General features: G+C 51.3%; 20 protein-coding genes. 11 read left to right on the forward strand and 9 right to left on the reverse strand.

Annotated features, from left to right (window positions below; translation table 11 throughout):
* Positions 1-260 precede the first annotated feature (260 nt).
* The 7 genes from DEV76_RS07335 to DEV76_RS07365 form a co-directional block, all read right to left on the reverse strand.
* Positions 261-2474, reverse strand: coding sequence for a glycosyl hydrolase family 95 catalytic domain-containing protein (locus DEV76_RS07335; protein WP_109696728.1), 2214 nt, complete (start codon positions 2472-2474; stop codon positions 261-263).
* Positions 2475-2575: 101 nt separating this feature from the next.
* The gene (locus DEV76_RS07340) at positions 2576-4078 is read right to left on the reverse strand and encodes an alpha-L-fucosidase (protein WP_109696730.1); all 1503 of its coding nucleotides are present in this window, start codon (positions 4076-4078) and stop codon (positions 2576-2578) included.
* A 28-nt stretch (positions 4079-4106) separates the two neighbouring features.
* Entirely contained in the window at positions 4107-4511 is a 405-nt protein-coding gene (locus tag DEV76_RS07345) for an L-rhamnose mutarotase (protein WP_198651977.1), read from the reverse strand.
* 16 nt (positions 4512-4527) lie between these two features.
* The gene (locus tag DEV76_RS07350) at positions 4528-5832 is read right to left on the reverse strand and encodes an alpha-L-fucosidase (protein ID WP_157962763.1); all 1305 of its coding nucleotides are present in this window, start codon (positions 5830-5832) and stop codon (positions 4528-4530) included.
* A gap of 20 nt (positions 5833-5852) precedes the next feature.
* Positions 5853-7493 carry a sodium:solute symporter gene (locus DEV76_RS07355; RefSeq protein WP_109696734.1) on the reverse strand — a complete coding sequence of 547 codons (1641 nt, stop codon included), beginning with the start codon at positions 7491-7493 and terminating at the stop codon, positions 5853-5855.
* Positions 7490-8719: an enolase C-terminal domain-like protein gene (locus DEV76_RS07360; protein WP_109696737.1), complete on the reverse strand. Its 1230-nt coding sequence runs from the start codon at positions 8717-8719 to the stop codon at positions 7490-7492. The genes DEV76_RS07355 and DEV76_RS07360 overlap by 4 nt, the downstream gene beginning before the upstream one ends.
* 15 nt (positions 8720-8734) lie before the next feature.
* On the reverse strand, positions 8735-9508 hold the full coding sequence (locus tag DEV76_RS07365; RefSeq protein ID WP_109696739.1) for an SDR family NAD(P)-dependent oxidoreductase: 774 nt from the start codon (positions 9506-9508) through the stop codon (positions 8735-8737).
* A gap of 255 nt (positions 9509-9763) precedes the next feature.
* Here DEV76_RS07365 and DEV76_RS07370 point away from each other — a divergent pair, with 255 nt between their 5' ends.
* The 3 genes from DEV76_RS07370 (at position 9764) to DEV76_RS07380 (ending at position 13515) form a co-directional block, all read left to right on the forward strand.
* Positions 9764-10633, forward strand: a complete 870-nt coding sequence (locus DEV76_RS07370; protein WP_109696741.1) for an AraC family transcriptional regulator — start codon at positions 9764-9766, stop codon at positions 10631-10633.
* A 111-nt stretch (positions 10634-10744) separates the two neighbouring features.
* Entirely contained in the window at positions 10745-12046 is a 1302-nt protein-coding gene (locus DEV76_RS07375; protein ID WP_157962764.1) for a hypothetical protein, read from the forward strand.
* 2 nt (positions 12047-12048) lie between these two features.
* On the forward strand, positions 12049-13515 hold the full coding sequence (locus tag DEV76_RS07380; RefSeq protein ID WP_109696745.1) for a PKD domain-containing protein: 1467 nt from the start codon (positions 12049-12051) through the stop codon (positions 13513-13515).
* 79 nt (positions 13516-13594) lie between these two features.
* Here the strand turns inward: DEV76_RS07380 and DEV76_RS07385 are convergent, their stop codons facing one another.
* Positions 13595-13867, reverse strand: a complete 273-nt coding sequence (locus DEV76_RS07385) for a hypothetical protein (RefSeq protein WP_109696748.1) — start codon at positions 13865-13867, stop codon at positions 13595-13597.
* A gap of 89 nt (positions 13868-13956) precedes the next feature.
* On the opposite strand from DEV76_RS07385, the gene DEV76_RS07390 reads away from it, so the two are divergent.
* The 8 genes from DEV76_RS07390 (at position 13957) to fucP (ending at position 23670) form a co-directional block, all read left to right on the forward strand.
* On the forward strand, positions 13957-14976 hold the full coding sequence (locus DEV76_RS07390) for a LacI family DNA-binding transcriptional regulator (RefSeq protein ID WP_109696749.1): 1020 nt from the start codon (positions 13957-13959) through the stop codon (positions 14974-14976).
* 98 nt (positions 14977-15074) lie between these two features.
* Entirely contained in the window at positions 15075-16211 is a 1137-nt protein-coding gene (locus DEV76_RS07395; RefSeq protein ID WP_109696751.1) for a glycoside hydrolase family 172 protein, read from the forward strand.
* Positions 16212-16232: 21 nt separating this feature from the next.
* A complete protein-coding gene (locus DEV76_RS07400; RefSeq protein ID WP_109697704.1) occupies positions 16233-17783 on the forward strand; it encodes an aldehyde dehydrogenase (NADP(+)) in 1551 nt (516 codons plus the stop codon).
* 42 nt (positions 17784-17825) lie between these two features.
* Positions 17826-18620 carry an L-fucose dehydrogenase gene (locus tag DEV76_RS07405; RefSeq protein ID WP_109696753.1) on the forward strand — a complete coding sequence of 265 codons (795 nt, stop codon included), beginning with the start codon at positions 17826-17828 and terminating at the stop codon, positions 18618-18620.
* 5 nt (positions 18621-18625) lie between these two features.
* A complete protein-coding gene (locus DEV76_RS07410) occupies positions 18626-20233 on the forward strand; it encodes a UxaA family hydrolase (RefSeq protein WP_109696755.1) in 1608 nt (535 codons plus the stop codon).
* Positions 20234-20274: 41 nt separating this feature from the next.
* Positions 20275-21483, forward strand: coding sequence for a DUF6786 family protein (locus tag DEV76_RS07415; RefSeq protein WP_198651978.1), 1209 nt, complete (start codon positions 20275-20277; stop codon positions 21481-21483).
* Between the two features lie 9 nt (positions 21484-21492).
* Positions 21493-22350, forward strand: a complete 858-nt coding sequence (locus DEV76_RS07420) for a fumarylacetoacetate hydrolase family protein (protein WP_232826897.1) — start codon at positions 21493-21495, stop codon at positions 22348-22350.
* Between the two features lie 21 nt (positions 22351-22371).
* Positions 22372-23670 carry an L-fucose:H+ symporter permease gene (fucP, locus tag DEV76_RS07425; protein WP_232826898.1) on the forward strand — a complete coding sequence of 433 codons (1299 nt, stop codon included), beginning with the start codon at positions 22372-22374 and terminating at the stop codon, positions 23668-23670.
* Here the strand turns inward: fucP and DEV76_RS07430 are convergent.
* Positions 23665-24660: a hypothetical protein gene (locus DEV76_RS07430; RefSeq protein ID WP_109696759.1), complete on the reverse strand. Its 996-nt coding sequence runs from the start codon at positions 24658-24660 to the stop codon at positions 23665-23667. The two genes, fucP and DEV76_RS07430, sit on opposite strands and share 6 nt — an antisense overlap.
* Positions 24661-24811 lie beyond the last annotated feature (151 nt).

Raw genomic sequence — 24811 nt, forward strand, 5'->3', positions numbered from 1 at the left:
CTGGGCTATCGCTATGCGCTCTGAATCTGAATATTGGCTTTTTCTGCCCTGCGTCTTCTTCATAAAGGAAATTTAATTTAAACGTTATTAAATCCCTAAACTGTAAAGCCAATTTTGAAATAAGACAAAGTGCCGTTATCGGCCAATTGTGAAAATTTGTATCTGCAGAAGTGGTGTTGCAAAATAGAAAAACCAGTTACGGGCATAAAAAAGGGCCATCTCGTGATGAGACAGCCCTGCAAATAATCTTTATTGCCTTTTTAAGGCTTCAAAACTGCCTTTTCTCCCTTTTTGAGGCGCAAGGTTATCACATCGCCTTCAACAGCACCTTTAAGGGCCTGTAATTGCAAACCAGCCACATTCCTTTTCAGCTTCACGGTTTGCGCTCTTTCCGCATACACCGTTACCTGCTTCAGCCTTCCGTCCTGCATTTCTGCACTCACCAGGCAGCCGGATTCACTGCGGAGCTTCCTGAAAGCAACGCTTTTCCAGTCTGTAGGTAAAGCCGGGAAAAGATGGATCACATTATCGTGCGTTTGCATCAACATTTCATGTACCCCCTGTGCATAGGCAAAATTACCTTCGAGGGTAAAGGGGCGGTAGGTAAACCCGGAATATTGCCCGCCTTTCTGATCACCATTCAGGTGAAAGCTGTTGGAGGAAACGAAGTTGGAAGCAAACTTCCGGAGATAGCTGACGGTGCTGTCGCCATTACCCGACTGAGCATAAAGCGAAGCCGCCCATGCAAAGGAATAACCTACCCAGGCACGCGTACCGTTTTTACTCATCCAAGCCAGTGAGTTATCGATGAGCTGCCGGTCGGCCTCCCGCTGGTAAGACAATACTTTCAGCGGATAGATACCCATCAGCTGACTGTGATGGCGGTGGGAACCATCCAGCGGGTGGCCCGGAGCAATATGCAGGCCTGTACTGTCGCCGTAAAGCGCCGGGTAATCCTGTAATGCCACCTGTGCTGAGGGAACATTCTTATCTCCGGCTGCTGCGGCAATTTCCGCGTAAGCCGTAAAGAAGAAACGTATGAGCGCCAGATCATAATTGGTGTAATCCTGGAACCAGGCTTTGATACTGTTATCATGGTATTCCGGAGAAGAGCTTAGCGGGAGTTTGAATTGCCCCGTTACAGGATCTTTCACGCGGATGTTTTTAAGGAACATAGCCACTTCATCGAACCAGGGCTTGCAACGCTCGCGCAGGAACTTCTCATCGCCACTAAACTTCCACTGCCAGTAAAAATGCTGCGCCAGCCATGCTGCTACAGTAGGGCTCATGGAATACTGAATCCAGCCACCCATGGGCTTCCCGGAAATAGTATTTACCCCGGGTACATTGAGTCCTTCCACACCAAAGTAATGCTTCGTGTAGCGTGCATTCTCTGCCTTCGTGTTCCAGAGCCAGTTGGTAAAGCCTTCGGTAAGGTCTGTATGATTAGCGGTGTAGCCCGGCCAGTAGCTGAGCTGGGTATTGAGATCGTGGTGGAAATCGCCTTTCCAGGGAGGGAGGTTCCCATTGTCGGCCGTCCATACCGCCTGCAGGGAAATAGGCGGCGTATGCGCACGTGCCACGCTGCCAAACTTATACATATCGAGGTAGTACTCTTTTTCCAGCAATGGCTCGGGGAGGGTGATGGAAGAGCGGTCCCAGTAAGACTTCCACCATGCCGCATGGCTTTCCCAGGATTGCTTTGTGTTACCTGCTGCTGCGGGTAATACTGCTTTCTTATCGTTGGAGATGGTCCAGCTGCCGGAGGTTTTACCATTTGCTTCCTTCCATTCCACCAGTACTTCGTAGTAATGCCCTTCGTAAGTGGGCTGGTGATAGCGGATGGAGTTCCCTTCCTTCGTTACTGTACCCTGCTGATAACCCAGCCGGGAAAGGCTATGCCCTTCCACGCTATTCGCATCACCGGATCTCTTTTCAGAAAAATACGTGGGTGCGATCAGTTCCAGTTTGAAAGGCGCACCTTCCAGCGTGAACATTCCATAGTCATTTTTAGCATGTACATAAGTCCGGAAGATGGCGCCGGATGCAAAACGCGCTTCATGCAGCCCGGTACGGATATCCAGTTCACCGGACACTGCATCGCCCCAACCGGTCATATCCAGTTCCATGGCAGCACCGGGTATTTTAGTAGGTGCGGCGTTTGCTTCATAGGGCACGTCACCCAGTTCCTGCACGGGTCTGTAGTCTTTTTTCTTTACCTGTTCAATAACGTAGGAGAACTTCAGCTGATCGATTTTAGGCATGGGGCGATCGTCCCAGAGGTCTACCCTGTCCAGCGAGAAGCGCAGTTTCCCGGCTTTCTGCCAGATGAGGGCGCCGATCATACCATTCCCCAAAGGCATGGCTTCGTCCCAGCGGGCAGGGAGCGCCACATGCTTCAGGTTATGTTCCGGTTTAGGTTGTGCCTGCGCGTTAGCCGCGGCCAATAAAAGTAGTAGCAATGCTTTTTTCATACAATAATAAGTTAGGTAAAAAAAGTGCAACCCGTAAAATACGAACAAATGCATCCCGAAAACTCGGGATGCCTGCTTTGGGAACGTTTTCTCGAAAAGTATTATCGTCTATTCGTATCAATCACGGATATCTCATAAATAGATGGCAGGTTGGAAGCCTTCAGCACCCGGAAGCGCAGGGCATCCGTTTTGTAGTGCTTCGGCAGCCGTATCACCTTACAGTCACCCATAGGCTCATGGCCCAGGTAAATGGTAATCCAGTTACCATGCTGCCTGATATCTACTGCATACTCCTGGATGCGCGGTAGGCGCACCTGAGAAAAGCCGTCTGGCAGCCCTTTCACATCTTTAAATTCAAAAATGCTGATCTTATTAAATGCTTCCGCAGGGTCCAGCGAAATCTCCAGCGAAGCCAGTGTGTCTGACGAAGCCCAGCGGCTTTCCAGGTTACCATCCGTCACTTTATTGCCATCGTATTCCCCTTTCTTATCGGAGGGATATACGCTGGTGGCGGTAGCCGGGCGGCGCTCGGAAATGAACTTACCGTTTACAGGAAGCGGCTTGTTAGGCGCAAGCCCCAGGCGTTTGCCCAGCTCAATGGCGGCCAGTACTTCGTACTCACGGATGCGGCCTGTTTGATCGGGCGGGATGTTCATCACGAGGCAGTTGTTATTATGCGTGCTCCAGTAAAACAGTTCCTCCATCTCATCCAGCTCCCGCACCGGCAGCTGTGCCGATTTCTGGAACCAGTTCCAGCGGTGGCTGATGCAGATAGTAGCCTCGAAAGGCATGTAGTAAGATTTGCCTTCGTGGAGGTACTGCTTCTTATCGAACCGTGTAACAATCGCAGGGTCCCAGAGCCGGAAATCGGAAGGGAAATACTGGAAGAAATACTTGTTGTCTTCTGTCATCACTGAAGGCCGGGTGTAGCTGCGCTTCCCTTCTTCATTCACGATGGTGTGGTTCACACTCACGGCACATGCAGGGTTATATTTCTTCACCAGCGCATACACCTGGTCTATCCCCCAGTCTTCGGGCTTACGATCCCAGCCACCATCGAGCCACAGCTCGCAGATGGGGCTGTACTTGGTAAAGAGCTCCGTGAGCTGGTTCTTCATGTAATCGATATACACCTGCGGGTTCTTGTCTTTGTACGACGGTGCGTGGCGGTCCCACAGGGAATAATAGATCGCGAACTGCAATCCGTATTTCTTACAAGCTTCGGCTACCGCCTTCACCACATCGGTTTTCACGGGTGAGGAAGCCACGTCGTATTCGGTGTATTTGCTATCCCAGAGGCAGAAGCCATCGTGGTGCTTGGTAATGAGCAGCACATACCGGAAGCCGGCTTCTTTGGCTGTGCGTACCCACTGTTCGGGATCGAGGTTAGTGGGATTGTATTTGTCTACCGGAATAGTACCGTCCGACCATTCCACATCCGCAAAGGTGTTCACCCCGAAGTGGATGAACATACCATATCCGCGTTTGATCATGGCCTGCTGGGCAATACTGGGTTTCGTTCCGGGCATCTGCTGCGCCGAGGCGCCGAGCGTAGTAAGGAGGAGCGCCAGAACGGCAGTCCATCGGTTACGCAAATTATACATAGGTTTCACTTTTTCGTTGGTTGACGGTTTAGGGCAGATGCATCACTTCTTCGAGCTTCGACCAGGTTTCGCCGGCAGCAGCCGCATCGGGTAAAGGAATCTGCGTAGGTGCGGTTTCTCTCCACCAGCGCTGGGTGGCAGAATCGGCAGCCATCTTTTTCATATCCGCGGCAAAATCATCGCCCGTATATTCAAAGTAACTGAACAGCAAACTTTTTCCGTCTACTTCCTTCATATAAATGGAGTAATTGCGAATATTGCATGCCCCGATCGTTTTCACCACCTCCGGCCATACATTGGCATGCAGCTGCTTGTAATAAGCAATCTTATCGGGGCGGATGCCTGTTACCATGCCAAACCTTTCCACTTTCCGCTCAGCACATCCGCCTGCAGTAAAGGCTACAGCCAGTAAAAGAATCAATAGCTTATTCATAAACGTGGTTTAAAGTTCAAAGTACGGGCAACTGCTCCACATTACCATCGAGGGTAAGCTCGATAACATACACAAGTGTTCCTGCAGGTTGGGTTGGCAGGTGGATAACAAGCTCCCCATTAGCAGTTTCTGTTTTCACGGCAGCACCGCCCAATACATTTGCTTTGCGTACCTCACGGCCGGGAAGGGCTTTCAGCTTCAAAGTACCGTTACCGGGCTTCATGATGTGCAGGTATACTTTATTACCCTTGCGTGTGGCGGCAAAGTTTTCGTCGTGCGCCCAGGGACCGCCCATGGTGCCATATACCGCAGCACCATTCTTCTGTAGCCATGTTCCCATTTCGCGGAGGCGTGCAGCCTGACGGGCCTCGATACGGCCATCGGCCATTGGGCCCACGTTCAGCAGCAGGTTACCGTTACCACCCACACTGCGGGACAGGATATCGAGCAGGGTCTGGAGCGACTTCATCTGATCGTTCGCCTTCCATGCCCATTGCCTGCAGATGGTGAAGCAGCTTTCCCATGGCATATCCATATTCATTTTACCCACTACCTGCTCGGGCGTATCGTAATCCCCCACCATTTTGGAAACATCGATCTTCTTGTTTTCCATGGCGGCAAACTCTTTACCCAGGCGGTTATTGGTAATAACGTTGGGGTTCAGCTCCTTGAGGTAAGCGTATATTTCCTTACCCATTTCATCTGTCCAGGGCTGCTCCCACTGGCCGTCGAACCACAGTACGTAGGGGTCGTATTTGGTGACCAGCTCTTTCAGCTGGTTCTTCATATACGCCACGTACTTCTTCATATCCGATTTGGGATCGATCTTGGGATCGTTGGGATTATGGATAGGATAATCGGGATGGTACCAGTCGCATACGGAATAGTAGATACAGAATTTGAGGCCCTGTTTTTTACAAGCCGCAGCCAGGGCACCCACAATATCCTTTTTGTAAGGCGTGGAAGCGATATCGTATTCCGTGAAAGCAGAAGGCCAGAGGCAGAAGCCGTCGTGGTGACGGGCGGTGATGGTGATATATTTCATCCCCGCGTCTTTGGCGATCTTCACCCATTCGTCTGCATTAAACAATACGGGGTTGAATTCGCGGAACAGCTGATCATATTCAGCAGCAGGAACCTGATCGCTGCGCGACCAGCCTATTTCCGTACCCCGGAGGCTTACAGGCCCCCAGTGGATGAACATGCCAAAACGCTTGTCCATAAATTCTTTCATAACGGCAGGACTCGTCTTAACAGGTACCTGGGCAAATAAGGCACTGTGGCAGCAAAGCGCCAGCAGAAAAATGCATAGTTTCTTCATCATCATAACGTTTAATCTAATTATCTGAATATCCAGTACAGCGCTGCCATGATAAAAAGTAACAGGCCGGATAATAACTTATAATTCCCGATCCCGTTCCAGCCTTTGCTTTGCAGCGGCTCACGGAACGAGCGCCAGTAGAGTGCCGAGCTTTGCTCCGTATGCACCACGCGGTAGCGGAAGGAGAAAAAGACCTGCATGGCAACACAGGCGAGGAAGAGATAGAAAGCCATCATCATGAATGGAATGCTGCCGAGGGGATTGGCCGGCCATAATTTGTTGACCGCATACACTACGGCACCCAGTAAAGAACCCAGCCACAGCGTATACTGTGCAGATTTAGCAGAAGCCCCCGACCAGAATATACCCAGTAAAAACACACAGGTAATAGGCGGAGCGATGTGGGCAATCACATCATTGATACCCTCAAACAGGCTCTGGTAACGGTTCAGTAACGGCAGCAGGGTGATGGACAGCAGCAGTGCAATACCCGACGACCAGCGGCCCACTTTCACCAGCTTTGCATCACTCGTATCCGGCCGGAAGCGTTTGTACAGATCGAAGCTGGCCAGCGTGGCAATGGAGTTCAACGCGCCTGCAATCTGGCTCATTAGTCCGGACAGCAGCGCGGCTACCAGCACACCAATTAGACCCGAAGGTAGCAGCTGTGTAATCATGAGCGTGTAAATCCCTTTACTGTTTACGGTATCGGTACCGGCTTCACGCAGTGAGCTGAGATCGAGCGCACCGGATTGATACAGCGCCCAGGCAAAGAGGCCCGGCATTACAAAAATGAAGACCGGCAATATTTTGATGAACCCGCAGAAGAGCGCGCCCACACGGGCATGGTTCTCATCTTTAGCACCCAGTACCCGCTGCACGATGGTTTGGTCGGCACACCAGTACCAGATACCCAGAATGGGATAACCGAGGAACACCGCAATCCACGACATGCCGGAAGCATCTCCCATCGGGCGCATCATGCTCAGCTTATCGAGGGAGCCCTTATTGGCAAGTACCGCTTCCATAGGTTCCCATCCGCCCATTTTATTCCAGGCAGCCACGGTAATAATCACCGCTCCCACGAGCAGTACGATGCTCTGGATCGACTCTGTCACCACCACGGCACGGAGACCGCCTACGATGGTATACAGCCCTGTAAGGGCGGCAATCACGATGATGCTGACGTACATGTCTATCCCGAACAGTGTTTCCAGTACAATGCCACCGGCGAGGAAAGAAAATGCGATGTGAATGATGATGGCGGAGATGATGGATACAAAAGCCAGCCAGTCGCGGCAGGCCCGGTTATACCGCCTCTCCAGGAAATCGGGCAATGTAGGCACGCCTGATTTGATATAAAAAGGCACGAAGAACAGCGCGAGCAGTATCAGCGTGAAGGCGGCCATCCATTCGAAGTTGCCGTTCAGCAATCCCGTATCGAAGCCGCTTTGTGCGAGGCTCACGAGGTGCAGGCAGGAGATGTTGGTGGCAAAGAGGGCGAGGCCTATCATGGGCCAGCGCAGCGTTTTGCCTGCCAGAAAATATTCTCCGGAGCCTTCCCCGGCAGCGCTTTTTTTGCGCATGCCCGTCCACAGTCCGATGCCTACAATGAGCAGGATGTAACTGATGGTGATGATGATATCGGCGGTACTGATCATACGTGGTTTATTAAGTCGCAGCTGCTGCCTGGTTCCTGCGGGGTTACATACACTCCGTTTTCGATTTTAACCGGATGCAGGAAATGTTCTTTCAGGTGCGGGATATGTTCGAGGAACAGGGCCTCATGGCCCATGGCGATGTGGTTGAATAAAACGAGATGCTGATGCAGCTGCCCCATATCTCCAACGTGCGGTACCACCGGCACGCCGAACTTTTTACAGAGCAGGCTGATGGTGATGAACTCACTCACCCCTCCCACCCTTACGGCATCCACCTGCATAAAGCCGGCGCAGGCAGACTGCAGGTAGTTCTTAAAGATGATCCGGTTAGGCACATGCTCGCCCAATGCCAGTTTAACCGGCGCTACAGCCCTGGCGAGTGTAACATGGGCCTGCACATCATCGGGGTGCGTAGGCTCTTCCACCCAGTAAGGATGCATCGCTTTCAGCTCATTGCAGATGGATATTGCCTGCGGGAGGTTCCATTGCTGATTGGCGTCGAGCATCACCTTTACATTATCACCAACAGTATCGCGGACGATGTTGGCACGGCGGATATCGCGTTGGGGATCGGCAGAGCCTACTTTCAGCTTCATGGCGCCAAAGCCCTGATCAAGCGCGCGCTTACAATTCTCACGTACCTTTTCATCATCGTAATTGAACCAGCCCACGGAAGTATCGTATCCGGGGTACCCCTTTTCCAGTATAGCCATGCGGCTGGCAGCGGTATCCGCAGTTTCGGTGAGCATAGCGATGGCTTCTTCGCGGGTAAGCACATCTTCGAGGTAAGAAAGGTCGAGGGTATTAACGATGGCTTCCGGGGAGAGACTGATCAGCAGTTTCCACAGCGGCACACCGCGTTTTTTGGCCCAGAGGTCGTAGCAGGCGTTGGTAACTGCCGCCAGCCCCAGGTGCACCACCCCTTTATGGGGGCCCAGCCAGCGGAATTGTTGTTCATTACTCAGTTTACGGAACGTATCCCCGAAGCCATGCATTACGGATTCAATATCCTGGCCACGGAGGGTATCGGCATAAAACTTAGCGGCCCGGCAAACGAGGTCGTTGCCTTCCCCGAGTGTAAAAGCCAATCCGGTTCCGGAGAGGCCCTGCTCGTCGCGCAGGTGCGTAACGGCGTAGGCGTATTGCGGATCTTTGTGAACAGCGTCGCTGCCGGCACCATTTTTCAGGTCGAACCGGGCATCGCTGATGTCGATGTTATTTATCATGAAACAAAAAGAATATCAGATCAGTGTCCTGTACCCCAGCTCTGCGCCCCCTGTTACCGGCAGGATGCATCCGGTCATGAACCGTGCGGCATCACTGAGCAGGAAAACGCATGCATCTGCGATCACATCACCGGCAGGCATGGCACCCAAAGGCTGCAGTTGATCGAGGTAGCGCTGCATGGCTTCGGGATTGGGCTGTTCGCGGCTCCAGGCTTCCAGCATAGGCGTGCGGATGGCAGCAGGGGCTACCGCGTTTACCCTAATACCGTCTGGCGCATAATCGAGCGCCATGGCTTTGGTTAAGGCGTTCACCGCACCTTTGGTGGCTACATAAGCGGCATGGTTATCCTGCCCGATGCTGCCTACCAGTGAGCTGGTGTGTAAAATGCTGCCTTTGGAAGCGCGGAGCATACCGATGCCATGACGGGTGGTGAGGTAGATGCTTTTGAGGTTCACCCGCATGAGGGCTTCCCATTCATCGTCCTCCGTATCGTGCAGGGCTTTGGCGGGCTTTGCAAGTCCGGCGTTGTTATGGATGGCATCCAGCCGGCCGTATTGCTCCCGGATAGCGGTAAACAAGGCGCTTACCTCCGCATCGGATGTTACGTTGCACTGCCGGAAATCATGACCATTGCCGGAGAGTTGCAGCATTTTAGCTTCGCCCGGTTGCTGCAAGTCAGCGATACATACTTTAGCACCCGCAGCCGCATATGCTTTGGCGCATTCCCATCCGATACCGTCGGCTCCACCAGTGAGCAGGATCACTTTATCTTTCAACATATCTTTCATGCTTACAATTTTCTATCTGGCTATAAGTTAAAGCTTTCCCCGGCTAAATCCGGTGGCGGCATCGGGAACAGAACAAAACTACTGATCCAGGATTGGGAAACCTACCGGGCCGTTGATAACTTCATAGCGTATATTAGCAAGTTTTATTTGTCATGATAAAATATTCTATCAATACAACGTTAGAATTAGGTTACTGAATAGAATATTAGTTCTATATTAGCAATAATCGATTGATTACATCCAAAATCCGCTAACATGAAACCGGTTTTCGCCAAGATCCAGGAAGAGTCGCATATGGGCATATTTGCCGTGAGGGTGATAGACCTGCCTTATTTCTCGACGGAGTTTCATTTTCATAAAGAGTGCCAGCTGGTGTATGTGGTAGAGAGCGAAGGCAGGCGTATAATTGGTGACAGTGTAGAGAACTTCAACAGCGATGAGCTTATACTCCTCGGGCCGGATATCCCGCATGTATGGCATAACGACCGTAAGTATTTTGACCGTAATAATATTGCGCATGCCAGATCGGTTGCGTTATTTATAGACCCTGATAAACTGCTGGCTTCGATGGGGCAGTTTGGACTGGAAAGGCAGACGGAACTGTTGCTGAAGAAGTCGCAGCGGGGAATGAAATTTTCCGGACAGGCTAAGAAAACCCTGAAAAACATCTTACTGGAAATGACGGACCAGCAGCCTTTCGCGCAGTTGATTTCCTTCATGCGCATCCTCGATACGCTGACGCGTACGCGGGAATACACACTCCTTGCCAGCCACGGGTATGTGAATACCTATCAGGCGAAAGATAATGACCGTATCGATACTGTATTCAAGTACGTGTTCAGTCATTTTAAAAACGAGATGCAGCTCGATGATGTGGCAAAACTGGTGAATATGAATAAGCAGGCATTTTGCCGATACTTCAAAAGCCGCACGCAGAAAACGTTTGTACAATTCGTGAACGAGGTACGGATAGGGCATGCCTGCAAGCTGCTGGCAGAAGGTGATCATCCTATTGCCGCGCTGGCTTATGAATGCGGGTTCAACAGTCTTTCCAACTTCAACCGCTTCTTCCGCGAGATCAAATTAATGACGCCACGGGATTATTGCCGGTCGCTGGGAGAGTGACAATTCGCAATTAATTCAGAGCCACCTTAACTATAAGCAGGTTACAGGAGGGATATACTACGATAATTTCGTATATTTGGACCCCAATACCCAAAAAAATTCCGTTACCCGATGAAATATATCTCTTTAATTCTCATCTCCGTGATGTTCCTTTTTGCATGCAAGACGAAAACCATAATTGAGGAGGTGATTATTCCTTTACCACCGGGAGACCTTGATTTTCGCATAACAAAACTGAACAGTGAACTTTCCATTAATTTCCAGTGGAATCAATTCCCTGCGCATCAATTCAGCCGATATGAAATAATACGGGAACACCTTGAATTCAGAAATGGTAATTTCGTACCAATACGACATAATTTAAAAACCTTCAATCGCTATGATTCTATAAGTTATTCAGATGACAACGTCCCATTCTCATCAAAAGTATCGTATTATTTAACTGCTTATGCCGGAGCAGGAAATATCTTGCGTGACACTGTGCATTATGTCCCAACACAGACATTTTACACAGACTACATTAGGGATGTAATAATGGATAACGAAAGGCATGTATTGTACCTGGTAGGTTATTCAAAGTGGACTCAATTAACGGTCTATGATCATGTAGGAAAAAAAGTTATTAAAACGGTGGAAATGCCTGCGAATGGCTTTATAGACTATAATCCGGATGCTGGCACCAGTGGCGAGCTTTATGTTGGTACTTTTGATGGCTGGTTACTGATTCTGGACCCTATAACCCTGGAGCAGAAAAATAAAATATATGTGATGGGTAACCAGGTGCTGGGTGTACAGGAAATGAACGGGATGTTGATTGTATGCACAACGGATTATACGACTACTCCTGAGGTGGAAGGCTACCGAAAAGCAACTAAAGTATATCGCCGCAGTACCGGAGAGTTACTTAACTACATTGGCCACACAGGCAATGCGCGCATGTTGAAACTTGGCAACAACAGGTTGCTTGAAGTTATGCCCAGTGTCGGGCCTACTAGCGCATATTCCATTTTGCTCGATGAAAACGGGCAGGTGGTGAATGAAAAATGGGCATACGGCCCTTTCCAGACTGAAATTCTCCGGGTATTCCCTTCCGGAGGCCGGTTTATATCAGGAACTGAAGGAAAAATTTACAATAGTCAGCTGGAACAGTTGGATGTTTTGGGCGTTACCGATCAGTTTGCCGATTTCGCCATTAACGAAGACGGAACTATTATTTATGCGGCTGACAACATTACCAGTTCCGTAAAAGCAATCCGACTTTCAGATAAGCAGGTGTTAAAAAGCTACCCATACAAGGCGTTGCTTTATGGTGTTTATCTCGATGGTGACAGGCTGATGATGATTTCGTCATATTATCAGGATCCAGTACACCGGGGAACACCTCCTTTCATTTTCGAATCCGTTAAACTGTAATTATGCCTAAATTAAAATATTCCCTTTACCTGTTGGCAATTTCACTTCCTATTGTACTATATACAAGCTGTACTAAAACGAAAACTGAAACAAGATACATATTTCAGCCTGCCTCCGATTTTACGATTACTTACAAAGACACGCTAAGTGGTATTACAATGACAGGAGGCTCAAACTTAGTTGGTAATAATTATACATTCAGCGGAAAGAAAGAAAATGATGTTACTTACGAATGGGAATTTGGAGATGGTACCACCTCAAAGGAGGCTCAACCTAATCATGCCTATACTCAACCCGGCACATACATTGTGACCCTGAAGGCGACCCGTACAGAGAAGGCATTCTCAGAAACAAAAAAAACGTTGCATGTAAAGTTAGGGCAACAAGGTTTGCTAATTGACAATGACCGGCATAATAAGGCGCTCGCGCTAACGGAAGCTGCTGATGGAGGATACTTTTTATGCGGATATACCGACGACCTCAATTATGATCCGCATCCTATTAACCGTAAATATTTCCTGCTTAAACTGGACAAAGACCTGAAGGTACAAACTACTAAAAGATTCCCTGCTAATTTTGGTTTGTGGTCTTTTGCTCCAATTGATGGTGATGAATTTATTGCAACGGGTTCTGATGTTTCCGCCGCCAGCCCGGATAAATTGATTTGCCTGACGAAAGATGGTGATGTTAAATGGATGAAACCTCTGGTGGCCGGAGGATTTTACCGGGATGTTGCCCAAACGAAGGACAAAGGATTTATAGCGATGGGAATCCGAACCCTGCCTGATGGCTATTCAATTTCCTGCGTTATCACGAAAACGGATGCGGAAGGAAATCTGCAATGGTCGAAGGACTTATTTCCAAGTCCAATGGGTTCATATGCAGCAAAATTACACGCAGGTAATCTGGGTATCACTGTGGCAGTTTACAGGAAAGGAGAAGTAAATGGAAAATTTGTACGTTTCTCTGATTCTGGTATTATCCTACTGGAAAAAGATATTGAATGGGGTGTAAATGGCACTCCAAACACATCATCTGTCACTCAATTGCCAAATGGTAACTTCGTAGTATTAAATCACATATTTGAATCATTACCTTATTACATATATTCTCCTGATGGTCTACTTTTAGATCGTAGACAAGCATTTGGTAACTGGCGGACATACCAGCAATTAGCAGCACCTGATAATAACCTGGTAATGTTACAGGATCATTTTGACTGGGGAAATAAACCTGCCCGACTAGTCAAATTAGATATGAAAGGTCAGGAAGTTTGGGCTGCACCATTCGATCATAGGTATAAATATCCGGAAGGACATGTGGGTACCATTAATCTGTCAGCGAATACGGCTATTTCCTTAAAAAACGGAGGCTACCTGGTAGCAGCTTCCAAATGGGATCCCGGATCTCCCAATTTCCGACAAAGCCTGATGATAATGCGTGTAGATGAAAATGGGAACATACAATAAACCCTATACCAATGAATTAATTATAACGGCCGCCAAATCAGGCCGTCGTTATAATTAATTTGATATTGACAAATCAAGATTAACCCACGGGAGATTCCAGTATGGCCTGTGCGAAGGCTGATTCGAGGGGCACATATTGTGGCGGACAGGTATTTTTGCCTACAATTTTGAACTCACCGGCCGCATTTTCCTGTATATGGAAACGTGCCGTTTTCCCTTCATGGGGAACATAAATCTGGTACAATTGCTTGTGAACGCAGTTCATGGTCACAAAACGTACCGTTACCATTTCTCCTCCCACTTCAAATTCCTTATTGAAACTTCTGATTAACTTCCAGCCTAATGAGCTCATGTGTCTTTATAATGAAAGGCAAATGTAGCCAAAAAAGAATTTTTATGGCAAAACTTGCTTACTTAATCGTTTAAGCATATATTTAAAGCATGAAGAAGAAAGTTTCCCTGAAGGACATTGCGCAGGAGGCCGGGGTATCCGTAGCCCTCGTCTCTTACGTACTTACCAACAAGGAAGAGAAGGCCCGGGTGGGTCAGGAAATGGCGAAGAAGATCCGGAAAATAGCGCGGAAGCTCAATTACCAGCCCAACCATATTGCCCGCAGCCTGAAGAGCGGCCGGTCAGATACCATTGGTCTGATTGTGGCCGATATCTCCAACCCTTTCTTCGGACATGTGGCGCGTACCATTGAAGACGAAGCCAAGAAAAATAACTACACCGTGATCGTGGGCAGCTCCGACGAGAACATGGATAAATCGGGCGATCTTATTAATGTATTACTGAACCGGCAGGTAGACGGGCTGATCGTGATCCCTACGGAAGGCTCAGAGGCACAGATCCGGCAATTGCAGGAGCGTAATGTACCCTTTGTACTCATCGACCGCTTCTTTCCCGGGATTGCCACCAGCAGTATCAGTATTAATAACTTCGCCGCCTCTCACGATGCGGTATCCCACCTCATCCACTCCGGCCGTAAACGCATTGGTATGATCGCTTATAAAACGAACATGCATCACATTGCAGAGCGCCGCAGGGGGTATAGTGAAGCACTGACGGATAATGATCTTCCCACGGCAGGATTGCTCAAACTGGCGCGGTATTCACATATCAAGGAAGACATCCGCACGGCCATCGACCAGCTGATGGGAGCCAAAAAGCCGGCAGACGCGCTGTTCTTTGCCACGAACAGTCTTGCCATTGAAGGACTGCGCTACATCATAGAGCTGGGCATTAAAGTACCGGAGCAGCTGGCTGTGGTAAGCTTCGACGAAAGTGAAGCCTTCGACCTCTTCCATGCCCCCGTCACTTTCATACGCCAGCCCATTCTTGAAATGGGCAAAGCCGCAGTGCGCGTGTTGCTGGAACACATCCGTGATGGCGAACGGCCCGCGGAAGAAGTCTGCATCGATACGGAACTCGTTATCCGCCGGTCCAGCGCCGCACAATAAATACCAATAGATTTTCTGCAGATACCACGTGAATGAGATATTGTTGTTGCCGGAATGCTTAAACGATAAAGCATAAAACCACTCAAACGATACACATTATGAAAACACCGCTCCTTCTTGCGCTATGCGCCTGCCTGGCCATCACTACCGTGGCACAGCAGCCTTTCAACGGGCTGGACATGAGCATGGGCAATCTCCACCGCCTGTCTGACGCCAAAACACGCTCCATTTCCCCTGAAAACTTCACCGGTGAGCCCGGCAAAGGCGGCATGGCCACCCTCGAGCAGGGCAACGCCAAACATGCCGCACGCGATCTCGGGCAGGGATGGAAAGTAAATCCTTACATCCACATCGAACCCGGCCAAACCTTTACCCTCGCAGAGATCAACAGCTCCGGAGCCATCCAGCACATCTGGATGACGCCTACCGGCAACTGGCGGTACTCCATCCTCCGCTTTTACTGGGATGATGAAACCACCCCCAGCGTGGAAGTGCCCGTGGGCGACTTCTTCGGTATGGGATGGGGCGAATACGCACAGCTCAATTCCCTCGCGGTGAACGTAAACCCCGGCAGCGCTTTCAACTGCTACTGGCCTATGCCTTTCCGCAAGAAATGTAAGATCACCATGGAAAACATCAATACGGAAAGGATGACGCTGTATTACCAGATCGATTACACCCTTACACAGGTACCTGACGATGCAGCATATTTCCATGCACAGTTCCGCCGCAACAACCCCGTTAAAGGCGCTGAATTCACACTGATAGATGGTATTAAAGGGAAAGGGCATTATGTGGGCACCTACATGGCATGGGGCGTGAATAACAATGGCTGGTGGGGCGAAGGGGAGATCAAGTTCTTCATGGACGGCGATAACAAATTCCCGACCATCTGCGGCACCGGCACGGAAGATTACTTCTGCGGCTCTTACAACTTCGACACCAAAGGAAAGTACCAGGAGTTCTCCACTCCCTATGTGGGATTACACCAGGTAATTCGGCCCGACGGATTATACAAAGCCCAGCAACGCTTCGGCCTGTACCGCTGGCATATCATGGACCCCGTTCGTTTCGATAAGGACTTAAAAATTACCATACAGGACCTTGGCTGGCGCAGTGGCGGACGATACCTCCCGCAGCAGTCAGACATCAGCTCCGTAGTGTTCTGGTACCAGCGCGAACCGCATGCACCTTTCCCTAAGCTGCAGCCGAAAGATGAGCTGGAAGTGAATTGATGAATGATAAAAACAGAAAAGATGCAAGACACCGGATTACAGATGATAGGAAACAGACTGAGCGGCGAAGGCAGCCAGACTTTCCGTGCCTGGGCACCCGCCCAACAGGAATGGCTCCCGCAGGAATTCCGCGAAGCTACCGCAGGCGAAACCGATGCGGCAGTATTACTTGCCGCAAAAGCATTCCCTGTTTATAAGAAAACCACCGCAGCAGCACGCGCTGCTTTCCTGCGGGCTATCGCAGCATCACTGGAAGCACTGGGCGAAGTATTGCTGCAAACCGCCTCCGCAGAAACAGGGCTGCCACTCCCCCGCTTACAGGGAGAGCGGGAGCGCACCTGCAACCAGCTGCGGTTATTCGCAACCCTGATCGAAGAAGGCTCCTGGATCAACGCACGCATCGACCGCGGCACGCCTGATGTACGGCAGATGCAGATACCCCTTGGCCCCGTTGCCGTGTTTGGCGCCAGCAACTTCCCGCTCGCCTTTTCCGTGGCAGGTGGCGATACCGCAGCAGCCCTTGCTGCCGGGTGCCCCGTGGTCTGCAAAGCGCATCCCGCACACCCGCACACTTCTCACCTCGCAGCCACAGCCATTAAGCAAGCAGCACAGGAAACGCAAATGCCGGAAGGCGTGTTCAGCTTATTGCAGGGAGCAACCATTGAAACGGGGCAGGCACTTGCCCGTCACCCACAGTTGCGTGCCATTGCATTTACCGGCTCTTTCGCTGGCGGTAAAGCGTTATATGAAACTGCATCCCGCAGGCCGGTACCCATTCCCGTATATGCGGAAATGGGCAGTGTGAACCCCGTGTTCGTATTACCCGGCATACTAAAGGAAAACGGTGAAGCCCTTGCCACACAATACCTGCAATCGCTCACGCAGGGGGTAGGCCAGTTCTGCACCAACCCCGGCGTACTCATTACCACCGGGAATGCCGACAGCTTCAAAGCTGCGCTGCAACGCGGAATGGAAGCTCTTTCGCCGGGTTGCATGCTCACACCGGGCATTCTGTCTGCTTATCAGAAAGGCTTACAGCATTTGAATACGCTGGGCGCCCGTGCCCTCGCCAAAGCACCCGAAGCTCCCGGCAAAGCTGCGGCAGTATTGCTACAGGCAGATCTGCAGCAGGTACAGGATAACCCCGGCATGCTGCATGAAGTGTTTGGTCCGGCAGGACTGCTGGTGAGCGCAGGTAACGTAGCGGAAATGTATGCTTTCGCGGAGCAGCTCGAAGGACAGCTTACCGCTACCATACACGGTACACCCGCCGATCTCGAAGCCCATGCCGGACTGATAGACATCCTCCGGGAAAAGGCAGGCAGGCTGCTCGTGAACGGCTTCCCTACCGGCGTGGCGGTGAACCATGCCATGGTGCATGGCGGTCCGTGGCCGGCAACCACCCCCGCAGCGGGTACTTCCGTAGGTACCGGCGCTATTTACCGCTTCACACGGCCGGTATGCTTCCAGGATTTCCCGGAAGGCCTGCTGCCCGAACAGCTGCGTAATGAAAACCCGCAAAACATCTGGCGGCTTGCCAACGGTCAATGGACGCGCGACGCACTCACCTGACCGGCATTGTTTCAAAACCTTCTAACATCAACTATACCCGCTATGGATCTGGGCTTACAAGATAATATCATCATCGTGACAGGCGGCGCCAAAGGCATTGGCGCCGCCATATCGACCATACTCGCACAGGAAGGCGCTATCCCCGTCATCATCGGCAGGAACGAAACTGACAACCTGCAGCATCTCGCAGCAATAGAAGCCGCCGGTGGCAAAGGATGGCAGGTAGTTGCAGAACTAACCGATCCCGAAGCATGTAAAAATGCAGTGGCCGCCGTAGTGGAGAAATTCGGGCGGATAGACGGGCTTGTCAACAATGCCGGTATTAACGACGGCGTGGGCCTCGCTTCCGGTTCGTACGAAGCCTTCATGCAATCCCTGCACCGCAATCTCGTTCACTACTACCTCATGGCGCATCATGCATTACCACAACTGAAGGAAAGTGGCGGCGCCATCGTTAACATCACTTCCAAAACTGCGGAAACCGGTCAGGGCAACACCTCCGCCTACGCTGCTGCCAATGGCGGCAGAAACGCGCTCACCCGCGAATGGGCAGTGGAATTACTTCCCTGGAGCATCCGCGTAAACGCCATCGTGGTAGCAGAGTCTTGGACACCGCTGTACGAGAACTGGATCAATACATTTGAGAATAAGGAAGAAAAACTGGCTGGTATTCTTGAAAACATTCCGCTGGAAAAAAGAATGACCACACCGGAAGAGCTGGCACAGATGGCGGCTTTCCTCCTGTCGCGCAAATCAGGACACACCACCGGCCAGCTCATCCATGTAGATGGCGGCTATGTGCATCTCGACCGCGCCATATCATCCACACAATCTTAAACATCATGCGTCAGCAAACACTTCTGATACATCCGGCAGATAATGTACGGGTAGCCCTGCAGGATATCCCGGAAGGCGGCGAGGCAGGTGGCGTTACCGCACTCCGCCACGTAGCCGCCAAACATAAGATCACCACTTCATTCATCCCCAAAGGAGGCGACGTAATCATGTACGGCGTGCTGGTAGGCCATGCCTGCGAAGACCTCCAACCCGGAGAACTCATCACCACCGCCAACATCCGGCATGCTTCCGGCAGCTTCGGCGTACAGGCCGAACGCAAAACGGATTGGGAGAAACCAGACGTTTCCAAATGGGCACAACGCAGCTTCATGGGTTACCACCGGAGTGACGGGCGCGTGGGCACCGGTAACTACTGGATCATCCTGCCACTCGTATTCTGTGAAAACCGCAACGTGCAACTGTTGCACGAAACCCTCACGAAAGGACTGGGCTACCAGAAAAGCAATCCCTACGAAACCCTCCTCCGCAACATGCTTCACGGCGGCGAAGTGGCATCACTGAACGGAGATACAATGAATGCCCGTCCATTCCCGCATATCACCGGCATTAAACTGCTCTCCCACACCATGGGCTGCGGCGGAACAAAAGACGATGCCCGTACCTTATGCGGCCTTCTTGCAGGATATATCACACATCCCAACGTGGCAGGCGCTACCGTACTGAGCCTCGGTTGCCAGAACGCGCAGATCGATATGCTAAAGGAAGAGATTGAAAAAAGATCGCCGGGATACGACAGGCCACTCGTTATTCTCGAACAACAAAAGGAAGGCACCGAAAAAGCACTCATGGAATCCGCGATGCGCCTCACATTTGAAGGGCTCACCAAAGCAAACTCGCAGCAACGCCAGCCGGCCCCGCTGAGTAAACTGATCGTAGGCATGGAATGCGGCGGCAGCGACGGATTCTCCGGCATATCCGCCAATCCTGCAGTAGGCAGGGTGGCAGACAGGATCGTGGCGCTGGGTGGCTCCGTTATCTTATCGGAGTTCCCGGAACTGTGCGGCGTGGAGCAGGAACTGAGCGACCGCTGTGTGAACACAACCCTTGCCGCAAAATACACGGAGCTGATGCAGACCTATGCCAGCAGGGCGGAAGCCGTAGGTTCAGGATTCGACTCCAATCCTTCTGCGGGTAATATCCGCGACGGCCTGATTACAGACGCTATTAAATCGGCCGGGGCAGCACGCAAAGGCGGCTCCTCCCCTGTTACCGATGTCATCGATTATCCGGGATGGGTACAGCATCCGGGGCTTGCGTTACTGTGTACACCCGGCAGCGATGTGGAATCTACCACGGCAGAAGTAGGCGCAGGGGCTAACGTAGTACTGTTCACTACAGGCCTGGGAACGCCTACCGGTAACCCTGTAACGCCTGTGCTGAAGCTTTCCACCAACACAAGGCTTGCAACTAAAATGCCTGATATCATTGACCTCGATACCGGCCCGGTTATTACCGGCGATGAAACGCTGGAGCAAACCGCGGACCGTATCATGGAACTACTCATTGCTTCCGCCAGCGGACAATACACCGCAAAGGCACAGGCTTTGGAGCAGGACGATTTCATACCCTGGAAACGCGGTGTTTCCCTTTAATTCCACTGTAAAACAATCCAAACGTTATGAAACCATACCTCATGGCTTGCTTACTATCTGCCGGCATCGCGGGCTGCCAAACCGCCCCGGACAAACAACCCGGCAAACCTTCCAACTTCGGTGAAGATGCCGCCTTTCTTAGCCAGCACCTCAAAAACGTAGTGGTCCTCCAACTCCCGGGCGACAGCAGCCGCGTGGCAGTTACCGGCGATTACCAGGCCCGTGTAATGACCAGTTCCGCCTCCGGCGATGCAGGCAACAGTTTCGGCTGGATCAATTACGACCTCGTAGCATCCGGGAAATTAACACCGCACATCAATGCCTTTGGCGGTGAAGAGCGCTTCTGGCTGGGCCCCGAAGGCGGACAATACGCCCTCTACTTCCCACCCGGAAAACCTTATGAATTCGAGCACTGGCAAACACCCGGCATGATAGATACCGCGCATTACGCTGTTAAATCACAACAGGCAGGTGAAGTAACCTATGCGTACGATGGCACGATTCAAAACCATGCGGGATATACTTTCAACATTGGTGTGGAGCGCACGGTGCGCCTGCTCGGCAGGGATGCCATTGCACAGCGGTTACAGGTACAACTCCCGGAAGGACTGCGGAGCGTAGCTTATGAAACTGAAAACAGCATCACCAATAAGGGCGACAGTGCATGGCAGGAACAAACAGGCATCCCCAGCATCTGGCTGTTAGGCATGTTCAAACCATCGGATCAGACAGCCGTGGTAGCGCCCTTCCGCCCCGGAGCAGATTCCCGCAAACTGATTACCGATGATTACTTCGGGAAGATCCCCGCGCAGAACCTGCAGGTGAAAGACAGTATCCTGCTATTTCGTGCCGACGGTAAAGCCCGTGGCAAACTGGGCATTGCACCCGGCATTGCGAAATCAGGCGCAGGCAGTATCGATCTGGCTAATAATTCCATCACCGTACTCCTTTACGAAATATGGCCGGAAGGGAAATATGTGAATTCGAAATGGGAAGAGCAGAAAGAACCCTATAAAGGCGATGCCGTGAACTGTTATAACGACGGTCCGCTGGCAGATGGTACACAAATGGGGCCCTTCTACGAAGTAGAATCATCTTCCGACGCCGTGGCACTTAAACCCGGAGAAGCGCGCCACTACCGCCAGGTTACCATGCACTTCGAAGGCGACCGCGCCGCACTGCAGGCTTTAGCCATGCAACTGTGGCAGCTGCCCCTCGATTCCGTACAGCAATTCCTTCAACAAAAATGATATTCCACCATGAACTGCATCAGATTATATAAAACCGCAGATAAAATCATTGTACAGCAGGATGAAAGATATTATGCCCTCACAACAGGCTGGAACGATTTCGTGAACCGCAAAGGCTTGTATGCTGCTATCCTGAACGATGTAAAAGACAAAGAGCAGATAGATAAGCACACCGCAGAGCAGGCTATCGCCAACGGGATACAGGCGCCTATTTCCACACAGGAGGTTTGGGCCGCAGGGGTTACCTATTACAGGAGCCGAACGGCAAGGATGGAAGAATCGGAAGATGCGGGCGGAGCTACCTTTTATGATAAAGTTTACGAAGCAGAAAGGCCGGAGCTCTTCTTCAAAGCCACCCCTCACCGTGTAAGCGGGCACAGGCAGGTGGTGTATATCCGCAGTGATTCGAAATGGGATGTGCCGGAGCCTGAGCTTACATTGTTCGTTTCCACACATGGTACCATTGAAGGCTATACGATCGGGAATGATATGAGTTCGCGGAGTATAGAAGGAGAAAACCCATTGTACCTGCCGCAGGCCAAGGTGTATGAGAAATGCGCGGGATTAGGCCCCTGCCTGCTTGTGCCGGAATCCCCCATTCCGCCGGACACCCTTATCCGCATGTCCATCTTCAGGGATGGAGTGATACAGTACAACGATCAGATTGCTATCAGCCAGATGAAGCGCGGCCACCAGGAACTGGTGGATTTCCTTTACCGTGGATGTGCCTTCCCGGATGGCTGTTATCTCATGACCGGCACCTGCCTTGTACCGGATAACAGTTTTACCCTGCAGGACCACGACCGGGTAGAGATCAGCATCGACCACATCGGTACCCTGATCAACGAAGTACAGACGCTCCGCTGACCACGCCTAAATATGCCAATTATGAATTCCACTATCGAAATGAAAAACGAAACCCTCGCCAACAGTGCCCGCCGTAACCCTGTTAAGATCACTTTCATCCTCGTGGTGAGCCTGTTCTTTTTATGGGCGCTCACCGGTAACCTTATCCCGGTCCTCATCCCTCACCTGCGGAAAGCCTGCCGCCTGAACGATTTCCAGTCGGCCTTCATCGACTCCGCCTATTGGGTGAGCTACTTCTTTTTTGCACTCCCTGCAGCCTGGGTGATGCGGAAATGGAATTACAAAACCGGTATAGTAACGGGTCTCCTCATAGCAGCCACCGGTGCATTGCTATTTTACCCCGCAGCGGAAACGCTTTCATTCGGGTTGTTCCTCTTCGCGCTGTTCCTCGTAGCTGCGGGTATGACCTTCCTCGAAACTGCCGCCAATCCCTACATCACCATTATAGGCCCGAAAGAAACCGCTGTGCAGCGGCTCAACTTCGCACAGGCCTTCAACGGGCTGGGCGCCTTTGTAGCCGCGTTCTTCCTCAGTAAAGTTATCCTCTCCGGCACGGAAATGACCGATGCACAACTGAATGCGCTGGCTCCTGCCGAGCTGGATGCCTACCTGCTGTCTGAAGCACGCTCCGTTCAGGCGCCGTACATCGCCATTGCAGCATGCCTGATACTGGTGGCGGTTATCTTCATCATTGTGCGCTTCCCGAAAGTGCAGGAAGAACATGACGGACAGGTAAAGGTGAACCTCGGTGTATTCCGCCACCGGCATTTCCGCTGGGGCGTGATCGCACAGTTTGCATATGTGGGGGCACAGGTATGCATTTCCAGTTTCTTTATCAGGTATACCAGCTTCAGTGCCGGTATGCCCGAAACGGTAGCCACTAATTTCCTCGGTATGTTATTGCTGTGCTTTATGGTGGGGAGGTATGCCGGAACGCTCATTATGCAGCGTACTGATCCCCGCAAACTGCTCACGGTATACAGTGCCGCCTGTGTGCTGTTGCTGGCCTACAGCGTGCTGGCAGGGGGCAAAACGGGGGTATATTGTTTACTGGGAGTAGAGTTCTTCATGTCTATCATGTTCCCCACCATCTTCTCGCTTGCCATCCGTGATCTGGGGAACGAAACCAAAACAGGATCAGCCTTCCTCGTAATGTCTATCGTAGGCGGTGCATTGATCCCATTGGGTTTAGGGGCAGTTGCGCATCATTACAATGTGCAATGGGCCTATGCTGTGCCTTTGGTTTGTTTTGCCGTGGTGTTGTTATACTCCTGGCGGTTTGCACTGCCGGTTACCGCCAACGCGCCGCTTTCCTCATAAGGGGGAAAGCAGCGCCTCCGGCGTTTTCAGACTGATACCAAAATATTGCCGTTGCCCGGCCTGATACTTTTCCCGTAGTTCGAAATTCTCGAACGACGGTCCACCGGGTATTGCGATATAATGCTTTTCATCGCGGCTGCCACCCGTCCAGTATTTCGCTCTTCCATTCACTCTCACCTGTAAGCCAATTGCGGTTTGCGATTTATCCTTCCTCCAGTACTGCGAAAAAATGCGGTAGGGCCTGTAGCGCCAGGACCATCTGTTCCAGTAAGCAGTTTCCTGCGGCCAGTCAGCCATTTGTGTAAAGTTTTCATCTGTTGCTGCCACTACCATGGGGTTACCATCTTTATCCGTATGCATACCCGCAGCGGGATACGGCGACCGTTCGATAAAATCGATGCCGGTAAAGTTGTTGTATAGCCTCAGCGATGAAATAACCGTGTCCTTCAGATAGAGTTTCCGCAGGCGGGCATAATTGCCCATGGTGGCGCTCACGGCACAACGGTCCATGGTAGCACTGCCGGGATGGTGATTCACTTCAATGCACACCTCATCGGGCTTCGACTTCCGGATGATTAACCGCAGGTACGGATGCGCGCCATTGGCGAAGCGTTCCATCTCCACCCTGATCACGAGGCTGTCGGCCGTTACAGATTCCGTTTTCGCAGACATGAGCTTCCCCCACTTCCCGTCGGAAGCGGAAGGTGATATCTCGCTGAACTCCATCACCCCATTCACCACCGGTTCTATGGCAATGTAATTGATATGGCAGATCATCCCTCCCAGATCGTAGCCAACGCGGAGCAGGCCACGGGGCCCGCCGTCTGAATGTTCGTTTATCTTTTCCATGGCACCGGGCCAGATACCGATATGTATGCCGTTTTTAATCCCCCAGCGGGTAGAATCCCGGATTTGCCAGGGGCTTTGCTGAGCGAAAGCAGGAACCGCCACCGCAAGTAATGCGGTGGCGGAAAGGAAAATACTGCGCATAAGATTCCGTTAAAATGTTCTTCATTTCAAATACTCACCATCACCTCCATTACCCCGGCCCAAATGGTCATATGATTGTCATGTGAGATACCTTTGAGATACCTTTGAGTCACCTTTGAGCCACCTTTAAGCTACCCTAATAAGGGGGTAA

This window comes from Chitinophaga deserti (assembly GCF_003149455.1).
Lineage (GTDB): Bacteria > Bacteroidota > Bacteroidia > Chitinophagales > Chitinophagaceae > Chitinophaga > Chitinophaga deserti.